Source organism: Acetobacter musti, from assembly GCF_011516835.1.
In the GTDB taxonomy this organism is placed as follows: domain Bacteria; phylum Pseudomonadota; class Alphaproteobacteria; order Acetobacterales; family Acetobacteraceae; genus Acetobacter; species Acetobacter musti.
Genome location: NZ_WOTB01000028.1, coordinates 1 through 22,246, shown reverse-complemented (window position 1 = coordinate 22,246; position 22,246 = coordinate 1). Strand labels below are relative to the sequence as shown.

The 22,246-nt window shown below is 61.6% G+C and carries 19 protein-coding genes, 2 tRNA genes and 1 pseudogene; 8 read left to right on the top strand and 14 right to left on the bottom strand.

The window, feature by feature from the left end; genetic code table 11:
- Positions 1–70: 70 nt before the first annotated feature.
- From GOB93_RS16395 to GOB93_RS16360, 8 genes are all read right to left on the bottom strand, one after another.
- Positions 71–1,528, bottom strand: a complete 1,458-nt coding sequence (locus tag GOB93_RS16395) for an NAD(P)-binding domain-containing protein (protein ID WP_173584574.1) — start codon at positions 1,526–1,528, stop codon at positions 71–73.
- A gap of 477 nt (positions 1,529–2,005) precedes the next feature.
- Positions 2,006–2,992: an aldo/keto reductase gene (locus GOB93_RS16390; RefSeq protein WP_173584573.1), complete on the bottom strand. Its 987-nt coding sequence runs from the start codon at positions 2,990–2,992 to the stop codon at positions 2,006–2,008.
- A gap of 215 nt (positions 2,993–3,207) precedes the next feature.
- Entirely contained in the window at positions 3,208–3,993 is a 786-nt protein-coding gene (locus GOB93_RS16385; RefSeq protein WP_173584572.1) for a DNA polymerase beta superfamily protein, read from the bottom strand.
- A gap of 228 nt (positions 3,994–4,221) precedes the next feature.
- Positions 4,222–5,283, bottom strand: coding sequence for a GTP 3',8-cyclase MoaA (moaA, locus tag GOB93_RS16380; protein WP_173584594.1), 1,062 nt, complete (start codon positions 5,281–5,283; stop codon positions 4,222–4,224).
- 183 nt (positions 5,284–5,466) lie between these two features.
- A complete protein-coding gene (locus GOB93_RS16375; protein ID WP_173584571.1) occupies positions 5,467–5,649 on the bottom strand; it encodes a DUF3553 domain-containing protein in 183 nt (60 codons plus the stop codon).
- A gap of 41 nt (positions 5,650–5,690) precedes the next feature.
- On the bottom strand, positions 5,691–7,100 hold the full coding sequence (pgmG, locus tag GOB93_RS16370) for a phosphoglucomutase/phosphomannomutase PgmG (protein WP_173584570.1): 1,410 nt from the start codon (positions 7,098–7,100) through the stop codon (positions 5,691–5,693).
- The gene (gene galU, locus GOB93_RS16365) at positions 7,097–7,978 is read right to left on the bottom strand and encodes a UTP--glucose-1-phosphate uridylyltransferase GalU (protein ID WP_173584569.1); all 882 of its coding nucleotides are present in this window, start codon (positions 7,976–7,978) and stop codon (positions 7,097–7,099) included. Before galU ends, pgmG begins: the two co-directional genes overlap by 4 nt.
- Before the next feature lie 242 nt (positions 7,979–8,220).
- Positions 8,221–8,306: transfer RNA gene (locus GOB93_RS16360), tRNA-Leu, on the bottom strand.
- Positions 8,307–8,362: 56 nt separating this feature from the next.
- Between GOB93_RS16360 and lipB the strand changes: the two genes are divergently transcribed.
- From lipB to GOB93_RS16345, 3 genes are all read left to right on the top strand, one after another.
- Positions 8,363–9,118, top strand: coding sequence for a lipoyl(octanoyl) transferase LipB (gene lipB / locus GOB93_RS16355; protein WP_173584568.1), 756 nt, complete (start codon positions 8,363–8,365; stop codon positions 9,116–9,118).
- Between the two features lie 94 nt (positions 9,119–9,212).
- Positions 9,213–10,043, top strand: coding sequence for a CDP-diacylglycerol diphosphatase (locus GOB93_RS16350; RefSeq protein ID WP_173584567.1), 831 nt, complete (start codon positions 9,213–9,215; stop codon positions 10,041–10,043).
- Positions 10,044–10,215: 172 nt separating this feature from the next.
- A complete protein-coding gene (locus GOB93_RS16345; protein ID WP_173584566.1) occupies positions 10,216–10,965 on the top strand; it encodes a hypothetical protein in 750 nt (249 codons plus the stop codon).
- Here the strand turns inward: GOB93_RS16345 and GOB93_RS21110 are convergent.
- Positions 10,962–11,108 (bottom strand): hypothetical protein, encoded by a 147-nt coding sequence (locus GOB93_RS21110; RefSeq protein ID WP_194300101.1) that lies wholly within the window; start codon positions 11,106–11,108, stop codon positions 10,962–10,964. The genes GOB93_RS16345 and GOB93_RS21110 overlap by 4 nt on opposite strands.
- On the opposite strand from GOB93_RS21110, the pseudogene GOB93_RS22280 reads away from it, so the two are divergent.
- A pseudogene (locus tag GOB93_RS22280) lies at positions 11,062–11,157 on the top strand (hypothetical protein); the annotation flags it as partial. The gene GOB93_RS21110 and the pseudogene GOB93_RS22280 sit on opposite strands and share 47 nt — an antisense overlap.
- Before the next feature lie 32 nt (positions 11,158–11,189).
- Here the strand turns inward: GOB93_RS22280 and GOB93_RS16335 are convergent.
- Positions 11,190–11,351 (bottom strand): hypothetical protein, encoded by a 162-nt coding sequence (locus GOB93_RS16335; protein ID WP_173584565.1) that lies wholly within the window; start codon positions 11,349–11,351, stop codon positions 11,190–11,192.
- Here GOB93_RS16335 and GOB93_RS21105 point away from each other — a divergent pair.
- The 3 genes from GOB93_RS21105 to GOB93_RS16315 all read left to right on the top strand — a co-directional run bounded on the left by GOB93_RS21105 (position 11,326) and on the right by GOB93_RS16315 (position 17,372).
- The gene (locus tag GOB93_RS21105; RefSeq protein ID WP_194300100.1) at positions 11,326–13,578 is read left to right on the top strand and encodes a Hint domain-containing protein; all 2,253 of its coding nucleotides are present in this window, start codon (positions 11,326–11,328) and stop codon (positions 13,576–13,578) included. The genes GOB93_RS16335 and GOB93_RS21105 overlap by 26 nt on opposite strands.
- A gap of 12 nt (positions 13,579–13,590) precedes the next feature.
- Entirely contained in the window at positions 13,591–15,597 is a 2,007-nt protein-coding gene (locus GOB93_RS22140; protein ID WP_173584564.1) for a glycosyltransferase, read from the top strand.
- A 632-nt stretch (positions 15,598–16,229) separates the two neighbouring features.
- The gene (locus tag GOB93_RS16315; protein ID WP_173584563.1) at positions 16,230–17,372 is read left to right on the top strand and encodes a hypothetical protein; all 1,143 of its coding nucleotides are present in this window, start codon (positions 16,230–16,232) and stop codon (positions 17,370–17,372) included.
- Positions 17,373–17,427: 55 nt separating this feature from the next.
- Here GOB93_RS16315 and GOB93_RS16310 read toward each other — a convergent pair whose 3' ends face one another.
- The 3 genes from GOB93_RS16310 to GOB93_RS16300 form a co-directional block, all read right to left on the bottom strand.
- Positions 17,428–19,047 (bottom strand): hypothetical protein, encoded by a 1,620-nt coding sequence (locus GOB93_RS16310; protein WP_173584562.1) that lies wholly within the window; start codon positions 19,045–19,047, stop codon positions 17,428–17,430.
- A 51-nt stretch (positions 19,048–19,098) separates the two neighbouring features.
- Complete coding sequence (locus tag GOB93_RS16305) at positions 19,099–20,289, bottom strand: phosphoserine transaminase (protein WP_173584561.1); 1,191 nt, start codon at positions 20,287–20,289, stop codon at positions 19,099–19,101.
- A gap of 17 nt (positions 20,290–20,306) precedes the next feature.
- Positions 20,307–20,390, bottom strand: a tRNA-Leu gene (locus GOB93_RS16300).
- A gap of 294 nt (positions 20,391–20,684) precedes the next feature.
- Between GOB93_RS16300 and GOB93_RS16295 the strand changes: the two genes are divergently transcribed.
- Positions 20,685–21,815, top strand: a complete 1,131-nt coding sequence (locus tag GOB93_RS16295) for a glycosyltransferase family 4 protein (protein ID WP_173584560.1) — start codon at positions 20,685–20,687, stop codon at positions 21,813–21,815.
- A gap of 31 nt (positions 21,816–21,846) precedes the next feature.
- On the opposite strand, the gene GOB93_RS16290 is transcribed toward GOB93_RS16295, so the two are convergent.
- Positions 21,847–22,215, bottom strand: coding sequence for a glutathione S-transferase family protein (locus tag GOB93_RS16290; protein WP_173584559.1), 369 nt, complete (start codon positions 22,213–22,215; stop codon positions 21,847–21,849).
- Between the last annotated feature and the right edge of the window lie 31 nt (positions 22,216–22,246).

Genomic DNA, 22,246 nt, shown 5'->3' with positions numbered 1-22,246 from the left:
GGAAATTCAGGCCCGTGGCTTCAGGACCGGCCGGTCACGCAATACAGCCCCTCAGTCTGCGAACAGTTTTTCAGACTTCGACAGGCGGCTCCGTGCTCACCAGCTCCGGCGTGTCATAAGCCAGCAGACTGTCCAGATGATACTGCCCGTCAGCCACGAACAGATCCCGCGTCAGCCCCCGCGCCAGCCGCTCGACCCCGAACCGCATCCCGCTGATCGACGAACCGGACAGCCCCATGCTCGGTGTCGCCGAAAAGGTGAAATTATGGATCGCCGCCAGCATCGCTGCATTCGGGTCCGACGCCTCCTTCGGCAGAAACTGATACACGTCGCCCAGATAAGGATGCGCCGCGATCGCCGCATGTTCCTCACCCGCCGGCGGCGTAAACCGGTCCTTCCACAGCGCCACGGACGAGGCGAAAGACGCCGTCTCCGGACGCTGCGACAGATCGACAGTAAAGCCCGTGCCGATAATCACGAAGTCGAACCGCTTCTCACCCAGCGGCGTGGATACGACGATCTCATCGCCCTCCATCTTCACGCTGTCCCAGGGGCAGCCCGTATGGAACGCAAAATTCTTATGTTTGCGGCAGCGCCAGAACGTATCCTGCGGCGGCGGCTGATTCAGATCGTAGATATGCGCCATGAACCGCCAGCGCAGCAGATCGGGCAGCGCCGAAAACTGTGACAGAAACCCCGTGTTCTCCATCCAGCGATACGGATTGACCGATGGCACAACCTTCCGCCGCAGACACAGATCCACAGACCCGACGCCCGCCTCAAGCGCCGTCGCCGCATTGTCGAAAGCCGACGCCCCGGCGCCAAGAACGCCGATCCGCTTCCCGCGCAGCGCCTCGAAATCAATCGCCTCGGACGTATGTGCAAAGCGTTCGCGCGGCAGATTGTCCCGGATAAACGCCGGCGTATTCCAGCACCCGCCCCCGTCAATCCCGGTCGCCAGCACCAGTTTGCGGGCATAGCGAACCGCCTCATTCCCCTGCGAATCCGCAAAGGTCAGCTTCAGAACACCGTCTTCCCACGATACATGCTTAAAGCTGCGATCGTTCTCGACCGGCAGATCCAGCGTGTCCCGATACCAGTCGAGATAGGCCTGCCAGTCCTGACGCGAGATCTTGTTCAGATTTTCCCAGGCGTCATCCCCGTACCGCGCCTCATACCACGCCCGCGGCGTCAGGCTCGGCACACCCAGATCCGGACCGGTCACATATTTCGGCGTTCGCAGCGTAATCATCCGCGCAAACGTCACCCACGGCCCCTCACCACCACGACAGGCCCGGTCAAACACACACACATTATCAACGTTGAGCCGCTTCAGAGCAAAAGCCGCCGCCAGACCACCCTGTCCGGCCCCAATGATCGCCACATCCAGCACCGGCTGACCATCATGCGTAACCCGACGCATCCACTCCTCACGCGGATACCGGATCAGATCCAGATCCCGCCTGGCCCGCTCCGCCAGCGCCGCGAGCCGCGTATCTTCGCTCCGGGTTTCAGCAGCACTGGCCATTCTTACGCTCTCCGATCGTTCTGCAATCGCACCATCCACGCTTCTCGCATGAATCGCCGCGTTATGGAACGGATGGTCGCGCCCCCCGGCGCGACCGAGTGATCCCCCACCCGCACCATCCTGAGACCGAAACTAACTGCTTTTTACCGTGCCGCGTCCAGTATAATATTCTGACCGACCTGTTGCCGTACCGGCAACACAAAGCGCGCACAGCACCCTGAACAGACCGCGGGAAGACAGCCGGACTCAGGCACATAAAGCGCCCGCCGGACCATTCCCACTCTCGATATTACAACCAGAAACGAAACGATCTCCGGCTTTCACCAAAAATCGTTCCACAAAGCACCTTAGACTCCCCTCAGCCTGGCGTCACACCGAAACCGCGAACCGGATATCCCGCCCAGCCCGGAGACCGCGCGACCAGCCCGCAGCCTCCACGCCCGGTCCGGCGAGGCATCAGGCATCAGGCATCAGGCATCAGGCATCAGGCGGCGCCATAAATTCAGGACCGACAGGATCGGGAATATCCCGGCTGAGAATCTCATCGATATCCCGCATATCCTGCTTCGTCAGCGACCAGCCAAAAGCATCGTCCACACCGCTGATCTGCGACGGCTTCCGCGCCCCCCACAGAGCAATCGTCGGCCCCCGGTCCAGAACCCAGCGGATCGCCAGCGCCAGCAAGGACTTCCCGTGCCGGTCCGCCACCGCCTTCAGATCCTCAACCGCTTTCAGATAATGCGCGAAACGGGGCGCCTGAAACTTCGGATCGGAACTCCGCAGATCATCTTTGCCGAATTTCGACTCCGCCGTCATCCTGCCCGACAGAAGCCCCCGGCAGAGCGGACCATAGGCCAGCGCCACCAGATGATGCTTCTTCGCATAAGGCAGAATGTCCTTCTCAATCTCCCGCTCGAAGAGATTATACGGCGGCTGAATCGCCGCCAGCGGCGCCTCGGCCCGGAACTCGTCAAGCTGCTCAACCGAGAAATTGCTCGCACCGAGAGCCAGAACCTTGCCCTCTTTCCGCAGCCCCTCCAGCGTCCGCGCCACCTCCGCGATGCTCACCTTCGGGTCCGGCCAGTGCACCTGAATCAGATCGATCCGGTCCGTCCGCAGCCGCTTCAGCGAATCCTCGACCTCCTGCCGCAGCCGCTCCGGCCGGCTGTCCCGAAAAACCTTGCCGTCCTTCCAGTTCAGCCCCAGCTTCGTCGCCAGCAGCACCTTGTCACGGCGCCCCTCAACTGCTCTCCCGACCACCTCTTCCGAATGGCCAAATCCATAAACCGGCGCCGTATCGATCAGATTGATCCCGAGATCCAGCGCCTCATGAACCGTCTTTACGGCATTGTCGTCATCCGGTCCGCCCCACATCCAGCCGCCAATCGCCCAGGTCCCGAGGGCAATGCGGGATGCCGGAAACGGCAAACCGGGAATTGTGATGGTCTCATTACTCTGCGTCATCAGAGTGTCCTTCTTTTCCTGTGACCGCGCACAGACGGAACCACCGGTCCCGCCAGACGATAAGGCCTTCTCCGCAACAATCAGTCTGAACGGGTCTGCCCGGTTCTCAAATGACCAGAATCAAATGGCCAGACTCACATAGCCGGCACCGCGTGATGGAAACCACCCAGCCGGAAGCACATGACCGACGTCACGCAACCAGACGCACGGATAATTCAGCCGAAGCGGCGCACCAGCTCCGCATAAAGGCGGTCGAATGGCGGAGGATCCGCCTGCGCGCTTTCCCCGATCTCAACGTCCATCAGCCGCCGGAGTTCACTCCCGAAAAAAACCTGAGACCGGGGCGACTGCGGTGCGATAGTCTCCGCCGACGCCTCCGCATTCGCCTGAAGCAGCCTGCCGAGTTCCTCGTTCAGATCGTCGTCGAGACCGGAGCGGAGCTCGTCAAAATCACAGGGAACGGCACCACGATCCTCCGCAATCCACCGCGTCGCCAGAATCGCTTGCATCGCCTTGACGAAATCATGCGTCGTCGTATCGCTCCCGAAACGCCAGGTGCCCGAAAGCGCCTTCGCCCGTTCCAGCTGCCGCGCGAATTCCTGAGAACGCCGCCAGCTCCGCTCCGAAAAACTGCGCAGCCGCGCCAGAACATCCGCATCCGCCCGATAGACCACCGCACTCCGCAGCCACCCGGTCTTTTCCGCGTCCCCGTTCTTCATGGTTCTCAGAAGCAACCCGATATCCCACCCCGTCAGCGTAAAATCATCCGAAACAGGCAGCGTGATCCGGTCAGCGCCGGGCGTCAGTTGCAGATACCAGTCCAGCCGGTGAACATAGACAAACTGAATACAGTAAGGGCTGTCCGCCGACGGCGTGCCCTCGCCATACGCGCCCGCATCCACGGCAAGAACGACTCGCGCATCCAGAGATGTCTCAATCTGCTCCAGTGAACGTTCAACGACCTCCATGATTGCTGGACTGACTTTACTGATCTCACTCATTCCCGGCCCCGTTGCCCATGCTGACCGGTATAAAACACGGGATTCGTTGAGAAACAGCGAACCCGGCCCGGCAACAGCTACGGCAACACTGTCATTTCCAGGAAACACAGCGTCAACACCCGAACCGGTCCGCGTCTGTTTTTTGCGACAGTTTCAGCCACAGCAAACTGCGCCGCTACAGCCCGGCAGCCTCAAACCCGGCGGCGACAAGCCTCAGCTATCCGGAACTCAGCCGCCCGTGACACTCATATGCCGCGCCGGCCCCTGCACCCCGACCCCTGCCATCGCCCCGGCAGCCCCGCCCGGACCGGAAATACGAAAATCATGACGCGCCGGCTTATGCGCCAGCGCCCCGTCGATCGCCGCCAGAATATCCGCATCCGAACCGCCATCGCGCATCAGCGCCCGCAGATCCGTTGCCCCTTCCGAGCCAAGACAGGTGTAAAGCTGTCCCGTGCATGACAGCCTGACCCGATTGCAGGTGTCGCAGAAATTGTGACTGAGCGGTGTAATAAACCCGAGCCGCCGCCCCGTCTCGCCGATCCGGACATAGCGCGCCGGCCCTGCGCCACCCGCCTCACCTGCGGCCGCCCGCACCGGCTCCAGCGTCCAGCGGCGGGACAGATCGCGCCGCACATCAGACAGCGGAAGATACTGCTCCCGCCGGTCCTCGCCCGTCTCCCCCATCGGCATCGTCTCGATCAGACACAGATCGGCCCCGATCTCACCACACCAGCGAATGAGATCGTCAAACTCGTCGTCATTCACGCCGGCCATCGCCACCGTATTGATCCGGACCGCAAGCCCCGCCTCACGCGCCGCCCGGACCCCGCGCAGCGTCTGCCCGAGCCGCCCGCGCCGCGTAATCCGCGCAAACCGGTCCGCCCGGAGAGAGTCGAGACTCACATTGATCCGCCGGACCCCGGCATCGACCAGCGCCGACGCATGAGCCGGAAGCTGGCTGCCATTCGTCGTCAGCGTAAGCTCATCGAGCCGCCCCGGCCCGCGGCCATCCTCCGGTCGCAGCCAGCGCCCCATCCGGCCGATAAATCCGTCAATATCCCGCCGCACCAGCGGTTCGCCGCCGGTCAGCCGGATACGCCGGACCCCGCGACCGATAAAGATCGCGCAGAGCCGCTCCAGTTCGTCGAAATCGAGAACATCCTCGCGCGGCAGAAACACCATATCTTCCGCCATGCAGTAGACACAGCGCATGTCGCACCGGTCCGTCACCGAAACCCGGAGATAGGATATGGATCTGCCAGAACTGTCAGTAAAACCGGACTGCATCGGTCCTGTATAGCGCGAAGTCCACACTCGCGTGAAGGCTCTCTCTGCGCACGGCTCTCCTGCCGCAACAGTGAGGCACCCGGCACGGGAAAACTCACATAAAACAAAAAATATATTTTAAAATCAGAATATTACAGAGAAGTGCTCACACAGAACATCATCTCCGGACCATCACACAGACTCTCAGCAAATGACCAGCGTCACAACCCTGGCGTCAATCGTAACCTTGCCCATATGCTCGAAATTAACGGTCACCCGTGAGCCAATGGCCGACTGCACCTGACCCGTCCCCCATTCGGGATGGTCAGGATGCGTCACCCACTGGCCGGGTTCCAGAAAGGAGCGGAAGGTGTCCGGATCAGACAAGACGCCTCCCGCTCAGAAGACTGAAACTCAGGATACTGAGATCAGTGCCCCGCGTTCTCACCCGAGAAATCAGGCTTCTCAAGCCCGGACTTCTCCAACTGAATCGTCAGGGCGTTCTTGAGGTTCTCGAGCCCCTGTGCACTCTTGCCCTCGCAGCGCGCGACAAGCACGGCCTGCGTGTTGGAAGCGCGCAGCAGCCACCATCCGTCAGGCGTGTTCACGCGCACACCATCGATCTCGGACACATCCGCGCTGTCCTTGCGAAGACGCTCGGCCACTTCCTCGATCACCTTGAACTTGCGATGGTCGTCGCAGTCAAAGCGGATTTCCGGCGTGGAAATCGTCTGCGGCAGCGCCTCACGGAACGCCGAAAGCGGCTCCTTCATCCGCGCCACAATACCGAGCACGCGGATCGACGCATAAATCGCATCGTCAAAGCCATACCACTTGTCGGCAAAGAAGATGTGCCCCGACATCTCACCCGCCAGCGGCGACTTCGTCTCAGCCATCTTCGACTTGATCAGCGAATGACCCGTGCGCCACATCAGCGGCTCGCCGCCGGCCTTCTTCACCTCATCAAACAGCACCTGGCTGGCTTTGACATCGGCAATGATCGTGCCGCCCGGATGCTGCTTCAGCACATCACGCGCCAGCAGAACCAGGATCTGATCGCCCCAGAGAATCTCGCCCTTATCGTCAACCAGACCAATCCGGTCCGCGTCGCCGTCAAAAGCAATGCCCAGGTCAGCCTTGTCCTTCTTCACAGCATCGATCAGCTGCGTCAAATTGCTGGCCACCGTCGGGTCAGGATGATGCGCCGGGAAGTTTCCGTCCACCTCACCGTTCAGGATGATGTGCTCACCCGGCAGCCTTACCAGCAGATCCTTCAGGATATCGCCAGCAACACTGTTACCGTTATCCCAGACCACTTTCAGCTTGCGGTCGCCACCATCGTAATCTTTCAGCAGACGGGTGATGTACTGCTCTTTGATGTCGATGGTCTTCACCGTGCCCTTCGCCTCGGGGACGACTTCGCCGGTATGCGACAGATGGCCCAGATGCTTGATCTGCTCGCCGAAGAACGGCTTGCCGGCCAGCATCATCTTGAAGCCGTTATAATTCGCCGGATTGTGGCTGCCCGTCACCATGATCGCCCCGTCCGCCTTCAGCGTTACGGAAGCGAAATACAGCATCGGCGTCGGACCACGGCCAATGCGGGTCACGTCCGCGCCGGACGCCACGGCGCCATTCACCAGCGCCTCTTCCAGCGACGGCGAGGACAGACGCCCGTCATACCCGATGACAACGGTTTTGCCGCCATTGCCGATCACGATGCTCGCGAACGTCCGTCCGATCGCATACGCGTCCTCAACCGTCAGCGTCTTGCCAACAATGCCGCGAATGTCATATTCGCGAAGGCTCGTCGCCTCAAAAGTATGTCTGAAACTCATGCCGCGGCTCCGCTGTATTTCTTCAGAAATTCGCGGACATCGTCCGCAAGGTCGGGCCGCTCGAGCGCAAACGCGATCTGTGCCTCAAGGAAGCCGATCTTGTTGCCGCAATCGAACCGCTCTCCTTCATAACGCAGACCATGGAACGGCGTTTTGCCGATCGTCTTCGCCATCGCATCCGTGAGCTGCACCTCACCGCCCGCGCCCTTCTCCAGAAGCGACAGGAACGGCATGATCTCAGGCGTCAGGATATAACGGCCGATGATCGACAGATTTGACGGCGCGTCTTCCGGCTTCGGCTTCTCAACCAGCCCGGTGATCTCGACGAGCTTCCCGTCATCCTTGCCCGGCTTAAGAATGCCGTAGCGGTTGGTGCGCTCACGCGGCACCTCCTCAACAGCAACCACACTGCCGCCCGTCTCATAATAGGCATCCGCAAGCTGCTTCAGACACGGCACACCCGACTGCACCACGTCATCCGGCAGAAGAATGGCGAACGGATCGTCACCAATGAAGCTGCGCGCACACCAGATCGCATGACCCAGCCCCATCGGCTCCTGCTGACGCACCGCAATCAGGGAACCGGCCTCGATGCTGCTCGGCTCAAGAGCCTTCAGCGCATCCACCTTGTTCCGCGCGCGCAGCGTATGCTCGAGCTCAAATGCAACATCGAAATAATCGATCAGAGAATCTTTGCCCCGCCCCGTAATCAGGCAGATCTCTTCAATTCCGGCCGCACGCGCTTCGTCGACTGCGTACTGTATCAGGGGCTTGTCAACAACAGGCAGCATTTCCTTCGGCATGGCTTTCGTGGCCGGAAGGAATCTTGTGCCCAGCCCGGCAACAGGCAGAACAGCTTTACGTAAAGGCTTTGTCACGAAATGATACCCTCATTCATGATACGGCAGGCGGAGTTACACGACAGACGCGCACTCCGGGCGGATGCGAGACTGTAGATCGGTCCTGCCCGTTCATTCTAGAGGTTAAAAACGTAAAAAGCGCGGCAAATATATGACATACCATGGACGCGACGCTCTGACCTGCGGTCAGGGGATCATCCCCCGTCCCGCATTACAGACAGCGTATTATTTTACAGACTTTAATCCTGAAAAAGGATCACTGGTGCGGCCGAGAAGACTCGAACTTCCACAGGGTTTCCCCCACAAGCACCTCAAGCTTGCGCGTCTACCATTCCGCCACGGCCGCCCGTGACAACCGGCATCATCTGAGCGATACCGGAGGAGTGGAGGGGCGTATAACCCATGACCGATCAGGCCGCAACGGCAGAACTCACGATTCGCGAAGAAGAATTTCGTCCGGTCCCGGAAGGCGACGCAGACGGTGGCATCCGCCCCGTCCTGTGGGAGCGATCCGCCGGATATGTCCCCTACCCCTTCGCCATCGCCCGGATGGAACAGACCGTCCGCGACATCCGCGCCCATGAAGCCCGGGAACGAATCTGGCTTCTCGAACACCCCCCGCTCTTCACCGCCGGCACATCGGCAAAAGACAGCGATCTCTTCAATCCGCGCGGCTACCCCACCTACCCCGCCGGTCGCGGCGGCCAGTGGACCTATCACGGCCCCGGACAGCGCGTGGCCTATCTCATGCTCGACCTCCAGCGCGAACACGGCCCCGTCCCCGCCCGCGATCTGCGCGCCTATGTCTGCTTTCTCGAAAACTGGCTCATCGCCACCCTCGCCCGCTTCGGCGTGAAAGGCGAAAGACGCGAAGGCCGCGTCGGCGTCTGGGTCGTCGATCCGCGCACCGGAACCGAAGCCAAGATCGCCGCCCTCGGCGTCCGCGTCACACGCTGGGTCAGCTGGCACGGCATCTCCCTGAACGTCGATCCCGACCTCTCCGCCTTCGAGGGAATCGTCCCCTGCGGCATCCGCGAATACGGCGTCACCAGCCTCCGCCAGCTCGGACTGAACACCGGCATGGCCGAAGCAGACGCCGTCCTGCGCGAGGAATGGACCCGGCTGATCCGTGGCGAAAAGGCCTGCGCATCCTCCTGAATCGCCACTCGCCAGCGGTGACGATTCCGATGAGGATATGCAACAATACCGGTCGTCACGGACCCCATTCGCGAAAACGGAGCCAGAACCGACCATGTTGCGACACCTTCTCGCGGGCGCCTGCCTCGCCCTGACAGCCGCAACAGCCGCCCACGCGAAAAACCCGGACGCCCTGTGGCATATCGTCCACGAACGCTGCGTCCCGCTACAGACCGGAACGGGCAGCGCCGCCCCAGGTAACGCCTCAGACAGCAGCACAGGAACACCCCCCGGCAAAGGCCCCTGCACCGTCCTCGATATGCCGCACCGGATCGCCGTCCTGAAAAGCATCGAAGGCCGGTCGCAATACCTGCTGATCCCGACCGACCGCACCCCCGGCATGGAAGCCTCGTCCCTCCGCGACCCCGCCACCCCGGACTACTTCGCCCACGCCTGGACACAGGTCTCCCGCGTCGGCGAAGGCTACGGCGTGCGCCTGCCACGCGGCGATGTCGCCCTGGCCATCAACTCGCAGGACGGCCGCTCACAGAACCAGCTCCACATCCATGTCGAATGCATCCGGCCCGACGTGAAAGTCGCTCTTTATTATATGCGCAGCGCCGTCGGAACGACCTGGACCCCGCTTCCCGCTCCGCTGCTCGGCCACCCCTACCGCGCCATGCGCATCAACACACCGGATATCACCGGCGTAAAACCCTTTCTCCTGCTCGCCCGCTCGCTCCGCGATCCCGAACATGAGATGGGCCACCACACCCTCGCCGTCGTCCCCGAAACATTCTCCGACAACACTAAGGGCTTTCTGCTCCTCGACGATGTCGCCGATCCCGCCCGCCAGAACCGCGCCTCAGCCGAGGAGCTCCAGGATCACAGCTGCGCCATTATCGGGCAGGATCCCCTGGTGACCACGACCGCACATCCCCGGTAACCGATGCCGTCCTCCCGGCATCATTCCGGTCATCATCCGAAAATTTCACCGGAAAAACATCACTTCATCAACAGAACAGCCGCTGTTTTCCCGGATAACAAAAGCGTTTCTCATTATTAACCGAATATTACTGAAAACGACCGGAGACACATCATCTTCGAGCGTACCATCCGTGATTTACGACGGCTCAACCGCCCTCGTCGGCCCGGACAGCTCCGTTTCCGGTGTCCACGTTCTCAGCGGCACGCTCGAAGTCGCCGGCCTCGCCTCCGGCACCGTCGTCCTCGGCTCCTCCTTCTACGGCTACCCCTCCGGCTATAATACCCCGACCGCTTTCGAACACGTCCTCTCCGGCGGCACCGAGAAATCAGCCTCCGTCACCGCCGGACAGCTCACCGTCGATCAGGGCGGCACCGTCAGCTCCGCCGCCGTGACCTCGTCCACCCTGAATGTCGACGGCGGAACCATCGACACTCTCTCCGGAAGCGCCTTCTCAGCCACCATCGACAATGGCGGCGCCATTCACAGCATGGTCGCCAGCGGCGCACGGATCAGCCTCGGAAACGGCACCATCACCTCCGGGCAGTTCTCACAATACACCGCCGTCATCCTCAGCGAAGACAGCCACCTCGTCAGCTCGCTGGTCGAAAGCGGCACGTCCCTGACCATGCACAGCGGCGCGACACTGGAAGACGTCACCATCGGAAATGGCGGCTCCGTCATCTTCGCCAGCTCCGGCGATTACAGCACAGTCACGGACGCCGACCTGACAGGCCTGTCCATGAGCGGCGGAGTCATCTCACCCGGCTCCGGCACCACAGTATCCGGCCTCCACATTCCGGCGAATGCGACCCTCTCCATCGGCCCCGGCACAGCCGCCACCGGCACGGTCATCACCAGCAGCAGCGAATCCATAAGCTAAGGCGGAACAGACAGCCATTTCACCATCGGAAACGGCGGAACACAGACCGTCTTCGAATGCGGAACGTCCGGCACCGCCGCAACCTCAGGCACCATCCTGTCCGGCGGGACGCAGACCGTCACCGACAGCATCGTCTCGGCCATCACCGTCTCCTCCGGCGGTCTCCAGACCCTCTCCTCCGGCGGCTTCGCCTTCGGAACGACACTGAACGCCGGCGCAGACGTTCACGTCGTCAGCGGCGGCTCGTTCGTCGCCACGGACGACACCGCCCTCGCCGGAAACATCACCATCGACAGCGGCGCGTCGCTGGTCTTCACCGGCCCGGCGAAGCTGGACACCGGAACCATCTCCGGCGCGGGCATGATCGTCCAGGAAGGAACCTCCACACTCGACCTCACCGGCGCCGGACCGGTCCTGTCCGCCTTTTCGGGCACGCTCTGCGTCACCAATGGCACCCTTCTCGTCAGCGATCCGGCACAGATTGCTTCCGCCACCGTCGATTTCATGTCCGGCTACAGCGGCACCCTGGTCGTCTCCGACGCATCAGCCCTGCCCGGCGCAATCACCGATTTCAGCCCCGGAGACAAAATCGAACTCGCCTCGCTGAACTGGCAGTCCGGCATGACGACAAAACTGGTGTCCGGAAACACGCTGGACATCCTCAGCCCCGACGGCAGCGTCGCCGGCTCCGTCAGTCTCGGCAGCGCCACATACAGCTACTCGACCTTTGAACTGACATCAGGAAGCGATGGCGGAACCACCCTCTCATTCGCCGCTGGCAGCCCTCCCGGCATTACCGCGAGCCGGATCGTCACCGAGGACACCAGCAACTTCGTCATGCCGTCCCACACCACCATCGCTTTCGCGCCCGGCGTAACCGTTTCAGGCATCACCATAGGACAACCCTTTCCCGCCGTTGTCAGCGATACCCCGACCGAAGCAGATATCTACGGAACCGTCACAAACGCAGTCGCCGGTTACACGATCCTCGCCGCAGACGTCAGCAGCGATATTCTCGTCGATGAGAGCGGTGCAAGCTCATACAGCGCAACCATCGATCTCTGGAGCAACGAAATCGTCGACGCCGGCGGAAATTCATACAACTCCACCATCGAAGGCGGCCGGCAGAGCGTTTACGGCAACAGCTATAACGCGATGTGCGGATCAATAGCCAGCAACTCAGAAATCTCGGGAGCCTCCCAGATCATCTATGCCGGCGGGACATCGTACGGAGCCCATTTTACATCCACCATCTCCTTCGGAATGATCGACGATACCGTCGCGGTGCCGTCCACCCAGACCATTCTGTCCGGCGGCACGGCCGTCGATACGGTTATGGACGGCATATCCAACCCGTGGGTCATAAATCCATATGGCTCCGGCTACTATCAGCTCAATGCCATTTCGACGGAAACCGTGGAATCCGGCGCAACCGCCATCCACACAACCATCGATCAGGACGGCGCTGTCTACGCCGCCAGCGGCGCCACACTGAACAATATCGTCCTCCATGGCGGTCTTCTCAGTATAAGCACCGGGACCATCATCACCGGCGGCATCACATACACCTCCGGCACCATCGACGTGACCGACCTGAAATACGCCGGCTCCGGCTCACAGCAGATCTCCGTCGGAGCCGATAACATCCTGACAATCACAGAAGGCGACGTCACCAGACAGATCGCCCTGCTCGGCGATTACAGCGGCAGCTTCAGCGTGAGCGCGGCTTCCGACGGATCGACCCGGATCGATTACGGCGCCCCCGCCCCCTGTTACTGCCGCGGCACCCTCATCGCCACCGAAACCGGCGAAACACCCGTCGAAGACCTGAAAACCGGAGACCACGTCCGCACCGCCTCCGGCGCCCTGCGCCCCATCCGCTGGATCGGCTACCGCTCCTATGACGGCCGCTTCGCCCGCGGCAATCCGGATCTCATCCCCGTCGTCTTCACAAAAGGCTCCCTCGGAAACGCCCTGCCACGCCGCGACCTCACCGTCTCGCCCCTGCACGCCATGTTCATCGACGGCTACCTTATTCCGGCCCACTGTCTCCTCAACGGAACCACCATCCGCCGGGGCGAAACCGGAGAAACCCTCGAATATTTCCACGTCGAACTCGAAACCCACGACGTCCTCCTCGCCGAAGGCGCCCCGTCGGAAAGCTTCGTGGACGACCACAGCCGCAACATGTTCCACAACGCCGCCTCCTTCGCGGAACTCTGGCCCGATCATGAGCCGGAACCCGCGCAATACTGCGCCCCCCGCCTCGAAGACGGCGCTACGCTCGAACATATCCGCGCCCGCCTGGCCCTTCCCGAGTCCGTAGGCACCACAAACAGCGCTGTCACCATCCATATCGACAGCATCACGGCCCGCAGCATCGAAGGCCATGTCACTCTGCCCCACGGCGCGACGGATGCCCCCGCGCTCGACGTCTTCATGGACGAAACCTTCATCGGCTCCGTCCTCCCGGACAGGCCTGCCGACAAACCGGGCGACCGCCCCGCAACCCGCCGCTTCGTCTTCGGCCTCCCGCGCCGGATCGCCCTGACCGGCAACGAATGCTTCAGAGTGCGTGAAAGCCAGACCAGCGCCCGCGCGAAAGCCGCCTGATCCCCGCAAATCGTGCGCGAAAAGACAAAACCGGACAGACTTTCCCGGCCCACCCACCCGGAAAGTCCCGTCCCGAACATCAGCGCCTATGTCGACAAACTCGACCAGCTTTCCGTCGAAGGCTGGGCAAGAAACGAGGATGATCCCTTCAGTCCCGTCCCCGTCCGCATCCTGCGCAACGGCATCGAAGTCGCCACCCTCCCCGCCGAATCCTGGCGCGAGGATCTGATCATTCCGGGCCACAGCGACGGCTGCTGCGCCTTCAGCCATATCTGGCCCGACGGCCTCCCCGATAACGACCTCACCCTGATCGATGTCCGCCTCCCCGACGGCAGCTCCGCCGCCGGCGCCCCGCGCTTCGTCCCCTCCGTCGCCGCCATCGGCGGCGTGACCGCCGGTATCACCGGCGCGCTCGACATGCTCGACCACACCCGCATCGCCGGCTGGGTCCGCGACGAAGACCGCCCCGACCGCGCCGTCGGCCTCCGCATCATGCTGGACGGCGAGCAGATCGCCTTCGTGAAAGCCAACGCCTTCCGCCCCGACCTCCGCAACGCCGGCCTCGGCCACGGACGTTACGGCTTCGATTTCCTGTTTTCCTCCCGGCCCGGCCCGCTGACCGGCCACACCATCGAAATCATCACCGATCTCGACATCCCCTTCCCCGGCGGCCCCCGTCTTCTCCCCTCCTCACGCGGCCTGGACGACGCCCTCCGCGCCGCCGTCACCCGTGCCACAGAAGGCCTGCAGGGCGACCGCAAACGCACCGAAGCCCTCGCCTTCTTTCAGTCCTGCATCGCCGAAATCCGCCGACAGGACGCGGAAGACTCCGCAGGCCTCCTCAGACGCCGCATCAGCCACAGAAAACGCCGCAACGAACACGAACAGGATGACGAAGCGCCGCAGGTCCTCGTCATCGACGACAGCCTCCCCGACAGCAACCGCGACGCCGGCTCCGTCGCCATCCTCTCCCACGTGCAGGCCCTGCGGACTCTCGGCTTCCGCGTCGCCTTCGCTCCCTCTCTCCCATGCCCTGACAGTCAGCTCCGCACCAGAGCCCTGGAAAAAGCCGGCATCACCGTCTTCCAGCCCCCCTTATGGGACACAGTCGAAGCCATCCTCCGCAACGCGGGCAACGCCTTCGACGTCATCTATCTCCACCGTCTCAGCAATGCATCGGTCTATCTGGAGCTCATCCGCCGCCTCTGCCCGATGACCCGGATCATCTGGTCCGTCGCCGATCTCGACCATATCCGCCTCGCACGGCAGGCCGATGTCGAAAAACGCCCGGAACTGAAACATCTCGCCATGCAGTGCGAAATGCGCGAACGCATGGCCGCCTGGCGCGCCGATCTCGTCATCACCCACTCTCCGCCAGAGACCGGCTCCCTGCAAAAAGCCCTGCCCACAGCAAAAGTCGTGACAATTCCCTGGGCCCTGAAAGTCGCGGCCACCCGCTACACGCCCGACACCCGCAGCAACATCGTCTTCCTCGGCCATTTCGGCCATGCCCCGAATATCGACGCCGTCCGCTGGCTCGCCGACGCCATCGTCCCCGTCCTGCAAAAGCTCGATCCCGGCCTCACCATCACCGTCAGAGGGTCCGCCATCACCGGCGAAGTGCTGAGCTTCGCCCGCCCCGGCCTCGTCATCGGCGGATACGAGCCCGACATCCGGCACATCTTCGCCGACGCCCGCCTTACCATCGCCCCTCTGCGCTTCGGCGCCGGAATCAAGGGCAAAATCCTCGAAAGCTGGGCACGCGGCGTCCCCGTCATCATGACCCCCGTCGCCGCCGAAGGCCTCCCCCTGCACGACGATCAGAGAGACTGCCTCGCCACCGACGCCCCGACCTTCGCCCGGGCCATCTTCCTGGCCTGCCGCAATCCGGATTTTCTGCGAAAACAATCCGGGATCGGAAAAAGACTGATCAGAACTCACTTCTCTCAGACAGCCATAAACAGGGCCTTTCGCGATGTGCTCAGCCAGACACTGAATATAAAGCTTCCCCCGGCCTGAAAATATCTTTCAGACGCTCACTGTTTTCTCATCCCCCAAAGCAGCTTCGTCCGGACGGTTTCATGATTCCAAAGAATATTCAGAAACTATTTAAAAAGCCCGCTCGTGAAACGTCAGATAAATTACAAAGACATTTCTGATGAAGTTTTCAGAAAGCTTCAGGGAACGCCGCCTTTTTGAAAAAAGGCGGCACCCAAAAACTTTTATTTTATCAAAGACTTATCATGAATCACGTTTTGATCATGGGTGAGACAAACAGACGATCGGGACTCAAAAACATAATATCGTCTGTTTGTTATGAAAGTTTTTGTCCATTTTAAGATTTTAAAACAGTCTCTTATATATTTTTCAGACGGAGCCCTGAGCAGGCTTCAGCCTCTACGTCCCATTTATTTTCACAAACCGGGATCAAAGGGATCGCATCCCTTTGTGGGGCTCGGAGCAAAGCCCCGAAACCCGCTCCAAACGCATTTGCAAAGGACACCCCCTGAATCAGCCATCAGGAAACAGGCTGATACGAACGAGAGAAACCGACACCAGTCGATACATACAGAAACCGACTTCCGCTGGCGCGCAGCGACTGCGGCATGGATGGTCATTCCGGGTTCAGGCTGACATCCGGATGACAGAACATGCGATGTATTCTTCATATCGGAACGGAAAAGACAGCAACAACGTCGATCCAGAACTGGCTCTACGCCAACAGAGCCACTCTGTCAGAAAACCGCGTCGCGCTCAGCGACGTCGCGGAAACGGGCAACAACCGGGCACTCTGCGCCTGGTTCCAGCCGGAAATCGACGACTACCTCCTCGATAAAGGCGTACGCGACGAAGCCGGCAAAGCCGTGTGGTTCGCAACCTTCATCGACGATTTTGAGGCGGAAATAAAACAGGCCGCCCGCTCACACGACACCATGATCATCAGTTCCGAACATTTTCACCGGAGAATGACCAGCAAAGAGAGCATCGAAGCCCTCAGGGATTTTCTTTACCGCAATTTTTCCTCAGTCGAGATCGTCTGTTATTTCAGAGAACAGTCCGAAGTCAGAAAAAGCCTTTACAGCACAGGCGTAAAAGGCGGCGACACCCGCAGGATCGCGGACTTCCAGAATGAGGATCTTACCGGCTCGCATTATTACAACTATCGGAACATGCTCGGAAAATGGTCCGATATCTTTGGCCGGTCAGCCATCAGACCCCGGCTTTTTCAGAGAAAACTGTTCCGCGACCGCGACATCAGAAAAGATTTTCTGGACGTCTGCAATCTCTCTCGCCTCTCGGACAGCATGAATTTCGACACCCCGCGCGAAAACGAAAGCCTCACCCGTTTTCAGGCGTTCCTCGCCCGGCAGGTCAACACAGCCGTCCCCCGCTACGACAGACACGGCAATTACTCATGGCTGAGAGACCGCCTGGTCTACGTCATTTCCCACTTCCGGATTTTCCGGCTGGGCGGCCGCATCAGAGACCCGAGACAACTGAGCCTCCACGCCGCATTCGACGCCGAAAACAGGAAATTCTTTCGTGATTATTTCGGAGCAGACAGGAACCTCTTTCCACCCCCGCGCGAACCTGCAGGAGCATTGTCCCGGACCCGCAGCCTCCTCACCGCCACCCTCAGAACCTGCCTCCGGCACGCGGCACACATCGTCCCCGGTCTCCGGCCACCGCCCGGCGCAGCGGCCCCGACCCGAAAACTATCAGTTCGCGCCCCGTCACCCACACCGGAACGGCAATACGCCATACGCAATCAGACAACACCGAAAACCTGCTGAAACAGGCTGATTCTCATTACGCGAACTCCGGCCCTGTTTCTGAAAACTAAATCCCTTACAGGGGTCTTTTATCACTCTCCGGCACTTCCGGACCCGTGGGAAAAGCGGTCTCATCACATCCCGCCACCCAGCGCCACGGCAGTTCGATCACACTGGCCGCATCAACGGAAACAGCCGGAAAATCGAACGGAACCGGACGCGCCATCTCCCGGTCGAACCCGATAACCCTTTTGTCACTCCCGTCATTCCACAACACCACCAGCGGCATACGCACGCCGTTAACCCGCACGGAAACCGACCGGAACGAACGCCCGCCCACGCTCGTCGTACACACCTCCGGACCCGGCGTTCTGTACGCATCCAGCAACCCGGTAATGCGGTCGCTCACCTCATCGGTAACGAACACCTGCTCCTGACCAGACGTGCGAAAATTCAGCACCGAGATGAACTGACGCGCCATGCGCGGCCCCACCCCTGGCAGCAGCACAAGCATGACAAACCATACCGAGGCCGGAATCAGCAGCAGAGCAGCAGCCTGCCGTCGCCTGCGCCACGGAAACGCGTCGACAATCCACAGTGTTATGAAACCACAGAATCCAAAATAAACGAGCAGTTCAACACTGCTCTGGTCATCGCCGTTGAGCGCCCCGATCAGCATGAAGAAAAACAGCATGAACAGTGAAATACAGATCCACAAAAACAGCTCCACGCCCTTCAGCGACACGACATTATGCACCGGCTGTACAGGCGGCAGTGCTCTCGGCAGCGCGAGACTGCTTCCCCACCACAGACAGACGGGAAACAGCGCGGAACCGACAGCGCCGGACAGCAACCCCCAGAAAGGAGCCAGCTCGACCAGCACCCGCGTCACGATGCTCAGCAGCACCACGATCACCAGCGCCGCATACCAGTAAAGCCGCTTTTGCCGCCGCATTACCGGCACACAGTCTCTCAGCGACCAGACCGGCCCACCGGGAGCCAGCCCCGCAAGCTGCTTCCAGATCAGCGTCGCCACCCAGCAGGCCAGCAGATTGCCGATAAACACCGCCAGCAAACGGGACTGCGTCAGAATGGTCAGAACAGCCAGAACCGCCGGAATAACGCCGGACAGACCTTCCGCCTGTGTCCGCGCCGGAGCCCGCGCGGCCACGCCGAAATGCGGTAACGCCATATGGTGCAGCGCCGCATTCTCCACTGTCATCAGCACCACAAAACCCAGAATAACAGCCAGAGACACAGCGGACCGCACCCACGCCCGCCATGCGCCATCCGACTTCAGCGTCCGCCAGAACCCTCCGCTCGCGCGTCCCGCCGGCGGCTCCTCAGGTGTCTCATGAATATGCCACCACTGCCGCCGGAACAGGACAGGCAGCGCATAAAGCCAGAAACCAGCCACCATCCCGTACATCAGCAGCAGGGCATACAGAACAACGCTGACCACACTGACAGCCAGCATCGCCCAGAGGCTCGCATGACCGATAAAAGCCGGAAACAGCCCGATATGGCACTGATACCAGACCATAATAAACGCGCCCGGCACGGAGCAGACCATGAGCGGCCCGATTGAGGAAACCAGCGAAAAAGCCAGCGCGGAAAACCGCCGCGCCAGACCGGACGACACAGGCTCACCGCCGGTTACGCCTGCATCCGGGGCACCATTCTCATCAGCAGTCACTCAGAAAGTCGCTCCGTAAACCCCCGGCCAGCCACACCGGCAGCGCTGCCCCTACCGCGTAAACTCCGCCCGGACCTCAGCCTCCGCCCAGTCCAGCCACGGCAGCAGCGCCTCGATATCGCTCGTCTCCACCGTCGCCCCACCCCAGATCCGCAGACCCGGCGGCGCATCGCGATAGCTCGCAATATCGTAGGCCACACCTTCATCGTTCAGCAGACCGGCAATCCGCTTCGCCGCCTTCGCCTGCATCTCCGCATCCAGCGCCACAAACCACGGCGCCGTAATCCGGAAGCAGATGGATGTCCCCGACCGCACCGCCGCATCCTCAGCAAGGAACGTCGCCCAGTCCGACGCCGCCTCCCACGTCGTCAGCACCGCCAGATTCGCCGCACTCCGCGCCTTCAGCGCCGCAAGCCCGCCCACACTCTCAGCCCATTTCAGACTGTCCAGCGCATCCTCAACACACAGCATCGACGGCGTGTTGATCGTGTCGCCCTTAAAAATCCCCTCGATCAGCTTTCCCTTCGCGGTCAGCCGGAACACCTTCGGCAAAGGCCGCGGCGCCGGACCGGCCTCCAGCCGCGCCACCGCCCGCGGCGACAGCGCCAGCATCCCGTGCGCCGCCTCGCCCCCCAGCGCCTTCTGCCAGGACCAGGTCACAACGTCGAGCTTCTCCCACGGCAGATCCATCGCAAACGCCGCCGACGTCGCGTCACAGATCACCAGCCCGTCATGCTCCGCCGGAATCGCCGCATCATCCGGAAACCGCACGCCCGACGTCGTCCCGTTCCACGCCAGAACCACATCCCGCGACCAGTCCACCTGCGACAGATCGGGCAACTGACCGTACTCCGCCTTCAGCACCCGCGCATCGAGCTGAAGCTGCGCCGTAATATCGTTCGCCCAGGTCGCGGAAAAACTCTCGAACGCCAGAACATCGACAGGCCGGCTCCCCAGCAGGGACCACAGCACCATCTCCACCGCGCCCGTATCCGACCCCGGAACAATGCCCAGCCGCCAGGCCGCCGGCATCCCCAGAACCCGCGCCGAGCGGTCAATCACCTCTTTCAGCCGCGCCCGCCCCTCAGGCGAACGATGCGACCGGCCAAGAAGCGCCCCAGACAGCGCCTCAACCGTCCAGCCCGGCCGTTTGGCGCATGGCCCGGAAGAAAAATCCGGATTGGCGGGGCGAACGTCCGGTTTGCGGAGACGACTTACGGCGGGGGCTTCGGTAACTGTCATAACCTGTCCGGTCTGGATGGTGCGAGAGGGGGGATTCGAACCCCCATGCCTTGCGGCGGTCGATTTTGAGTCGACTGCGTCTACCGTTCCGCCACTCTCGCGACAGTCGCTCTCTACCAGTAACCGGCGCACCGGGAAAGAGACCGATCCGCAATCGCCACGACATCCGTCCAGAGCTCACGCCGGAGAACACAATCCGTCTCAGAGTTGCGTGATCCGTCTTATGTCATGCGCGGGTTACAGTTCGATACGCTTCTGCACATTTCGCTGACATCCCGCAGGCACTCTCACGCACGAAACAGCCTCAGCCCCCCGTTTGCCCGGACCCGCGCCCGCCGACACCTGCCGCGGCGCAACCCGAACACCAGCCTGAAACCGGACTGGCGGAGTGCCTTATGCGTATCGCCTACGTCATTAATTCTCTCGAAGGCGGCGGCGCGGCAGCCGGCCTGAAACCCGTCGCCGCATTCCTCCGCAACGCCGGACACAGCATCACCCTCCTCGTCCTGACCCCGCGCGACCGCCTGGCAGAAGCATGGTTCCGAAACGAAGGCTTCGACATCAGAACCCGCGATGGCGGCGAAAAGGACCACATCGCCGCGTCCACATGGCTCACGCGGGAAGTCGCCGCCCTCCGCCCGACCCATATCTGGACCTCCCTCACCCGCGCCACCCTGCTGGGGCAGATCACCGGACGGCAGCTGAAAATCCCCGTCGTCAGCTGGCAGCACAACGCCTGGCTGAAATGGGACAACCTCATCCTGCTGAAAAGGATGCGGCACCTCTCCTGCCACTGGATCGCCGATTCCACCTTCGTCGCAGATCTCACCCGCCGCCGCCTCTCCCTGCCCGAAAGCCGGGTCAGCACATGGCCGATCTTCTCCGCCGCACCGGACGTAAAACCCGCGCGCCCCTGGCGTTACGGCGAGACCATCCGCATCGGTTCGCTCGGACGCCTCCACCCGGCCAAAGGATACGACATCCTCTGCGCCGCCCTCCGTCTGCTGCCCCTGAAAGACATGCCGCCTTTCAGAATCTCCATCGGTGGACAGGGAAAAGAGGAAAACAGACTCCAGGAGATGATCAGGGAATACGGCCTGGACTGCCTCAGCCTGAACGGCTTTACCAGCGACACCGAAACCTTCCTCGCCGGCCAGCATCTCTACCTACAGCCTTCCCGGCGGGAAGGCTTCTGCATCGCCGCGCATGAAGCCATGCAGGCCGGCCTCGGCGTCATCGCCTCATCCGTCGGCGAACTGTCGCACTCCGTGAAAGACGATGTCACCGGCTGGACGGTTCCGCCCGAAAACCCACAGGCGCTCGCGGACACCCTCTTCAAAGTGCTGCTGCATCCCGAACGTCTCGGCGATGTCGGAACCCGCGCCCGCTCCCATGTCCTGAGCCTGTTCGGCCCCGACCGGTTCGAAGCCGCCGGCCATAAAATCATCAGCCGCCTGCCCGGCGACACAGCCACTTCCGCACAGCCCCGCACCGATCAGAGCGCGCTCATCCCCGACGCCGCCTGAACAGACCACGCCAGGGAAACACCGCAACCGGTCAGATCGCGTGCTCGTCCAGCAGCGCCACGCCCGACAGCCGCGACATCGCCTGCCGGTACCGCTCAACCTCAGGCGGGTAAATAATTCCGGCAATGATCGACAGGCTGTGCAGCTGTGCGAACAGATGAATATCGTCCGTCGACAGCTCTCCGTTCACCGCCTCCGGTGACCGGATCAGCGGCGCCAGCGCCTGAAGCTGACTGTTCAGCGCCGCCACCAGATCCGACCCGCCCTCCAGCAGATCGCTGAACAGCCCGACCGACGGCTCCTTGTTCCGCACGAAATAAGGTTCTTCCGCACTTTTCGTGATGGGTATCTTGTACTGAGGTTCCGGAACTGGGAAATCCAGAAAGTCGTTCACTTTCATGGATATTCCCCAGTGTCACGCCTTCGGTCTC

Coding starts and splice junctions, on each gene's coding strand:
- GOB93_RS16395 (WP_173584574.1), bottom strand. CDS start 1,528: ATGGCCAGTGCTGCTGAAACCCGGAGCGAAGATACGCGGCTCGCGGCG.
- GOB93_RS16390 (WP_173584573.1), bottom strand. CDS start 2,992: ATGACGCAGAGTAATGAGACCATCACAATTCCCGGTTTGCCGTTTCCG.
- GOB93_RS16385 (WP_173584572.1), bottom strand. CDS start 3,993: ATGAGTGAGATCAGTAAAGTCAGTCCAGCAATCATGGAGGTCGTTGAA.
- moaA (WP_173584594.1), bottom strand. CDS start 5,283: ATGCAGTCCGGTTTTACTGACAGTTCTGGCAGATCCATATCCTATCTC.
- pgmG (WP_173584570.1), bottom strand. CDS start 7,100: ATGAGTTTCAGACATACTTTTGAGGCGACGAGCCTTCGCGAATATGAC.
- lipB (WP_173584568.1), top strand. CDS start 8,363: ATGACCGATCAGGCCGCAACGGCAGAACTCACGATTCGCGAAGAAGAA.
- GOB93_RS16350 (WP_173584567.1), top strand. CDS start 9,213: ATGTTGCGACACCTTCTCGCGGGCGCCTGCCTCGCCCTGACAGCCGCA.
- GOB93_RS21110 (WP_194300101.1), bottom strand. CDS start 11,108: ATGGCCGAGACGATGCTGTCGGTGACGGTCTGCGTCCCGCCGGACAGG.
- GOB93_RS21105 (WP_194300100.1), top strand. CDS start 11,326: ATGATCGTCCAGGAAGGAACCTCCACACTCGACCTCACCGGCGCCGGA.
- GOB93_RS16315 (WP_173584563.1), top strand. CDS start 16,230: ATGCGATGTATTCTTCATATCGGAACGGAAAAGACAGCAACAACGTCG.
- GOB93_RS16305 (WP_173584561.1), bottom strand. CDS start 20,289: ATGACAGTTACCGAAGCCCCCGCCGTAAGTCGTCTCCGCAAACCGGAC.
- GOB93_RS16295 (WP_173584560.1), top strand. CDS start 20,685: ATGCGTATCGCCTACGTCATTAATTCTCTCGAAGGCGGCGGCGCGGCA.
- GOB93_RS16290 (WP_173584559.1), bottom strand. CDS start 22,215: ATGAAAGTGAACGACTTTCTGGATTTCCCAGTTCCGGAACCTCAGTAC.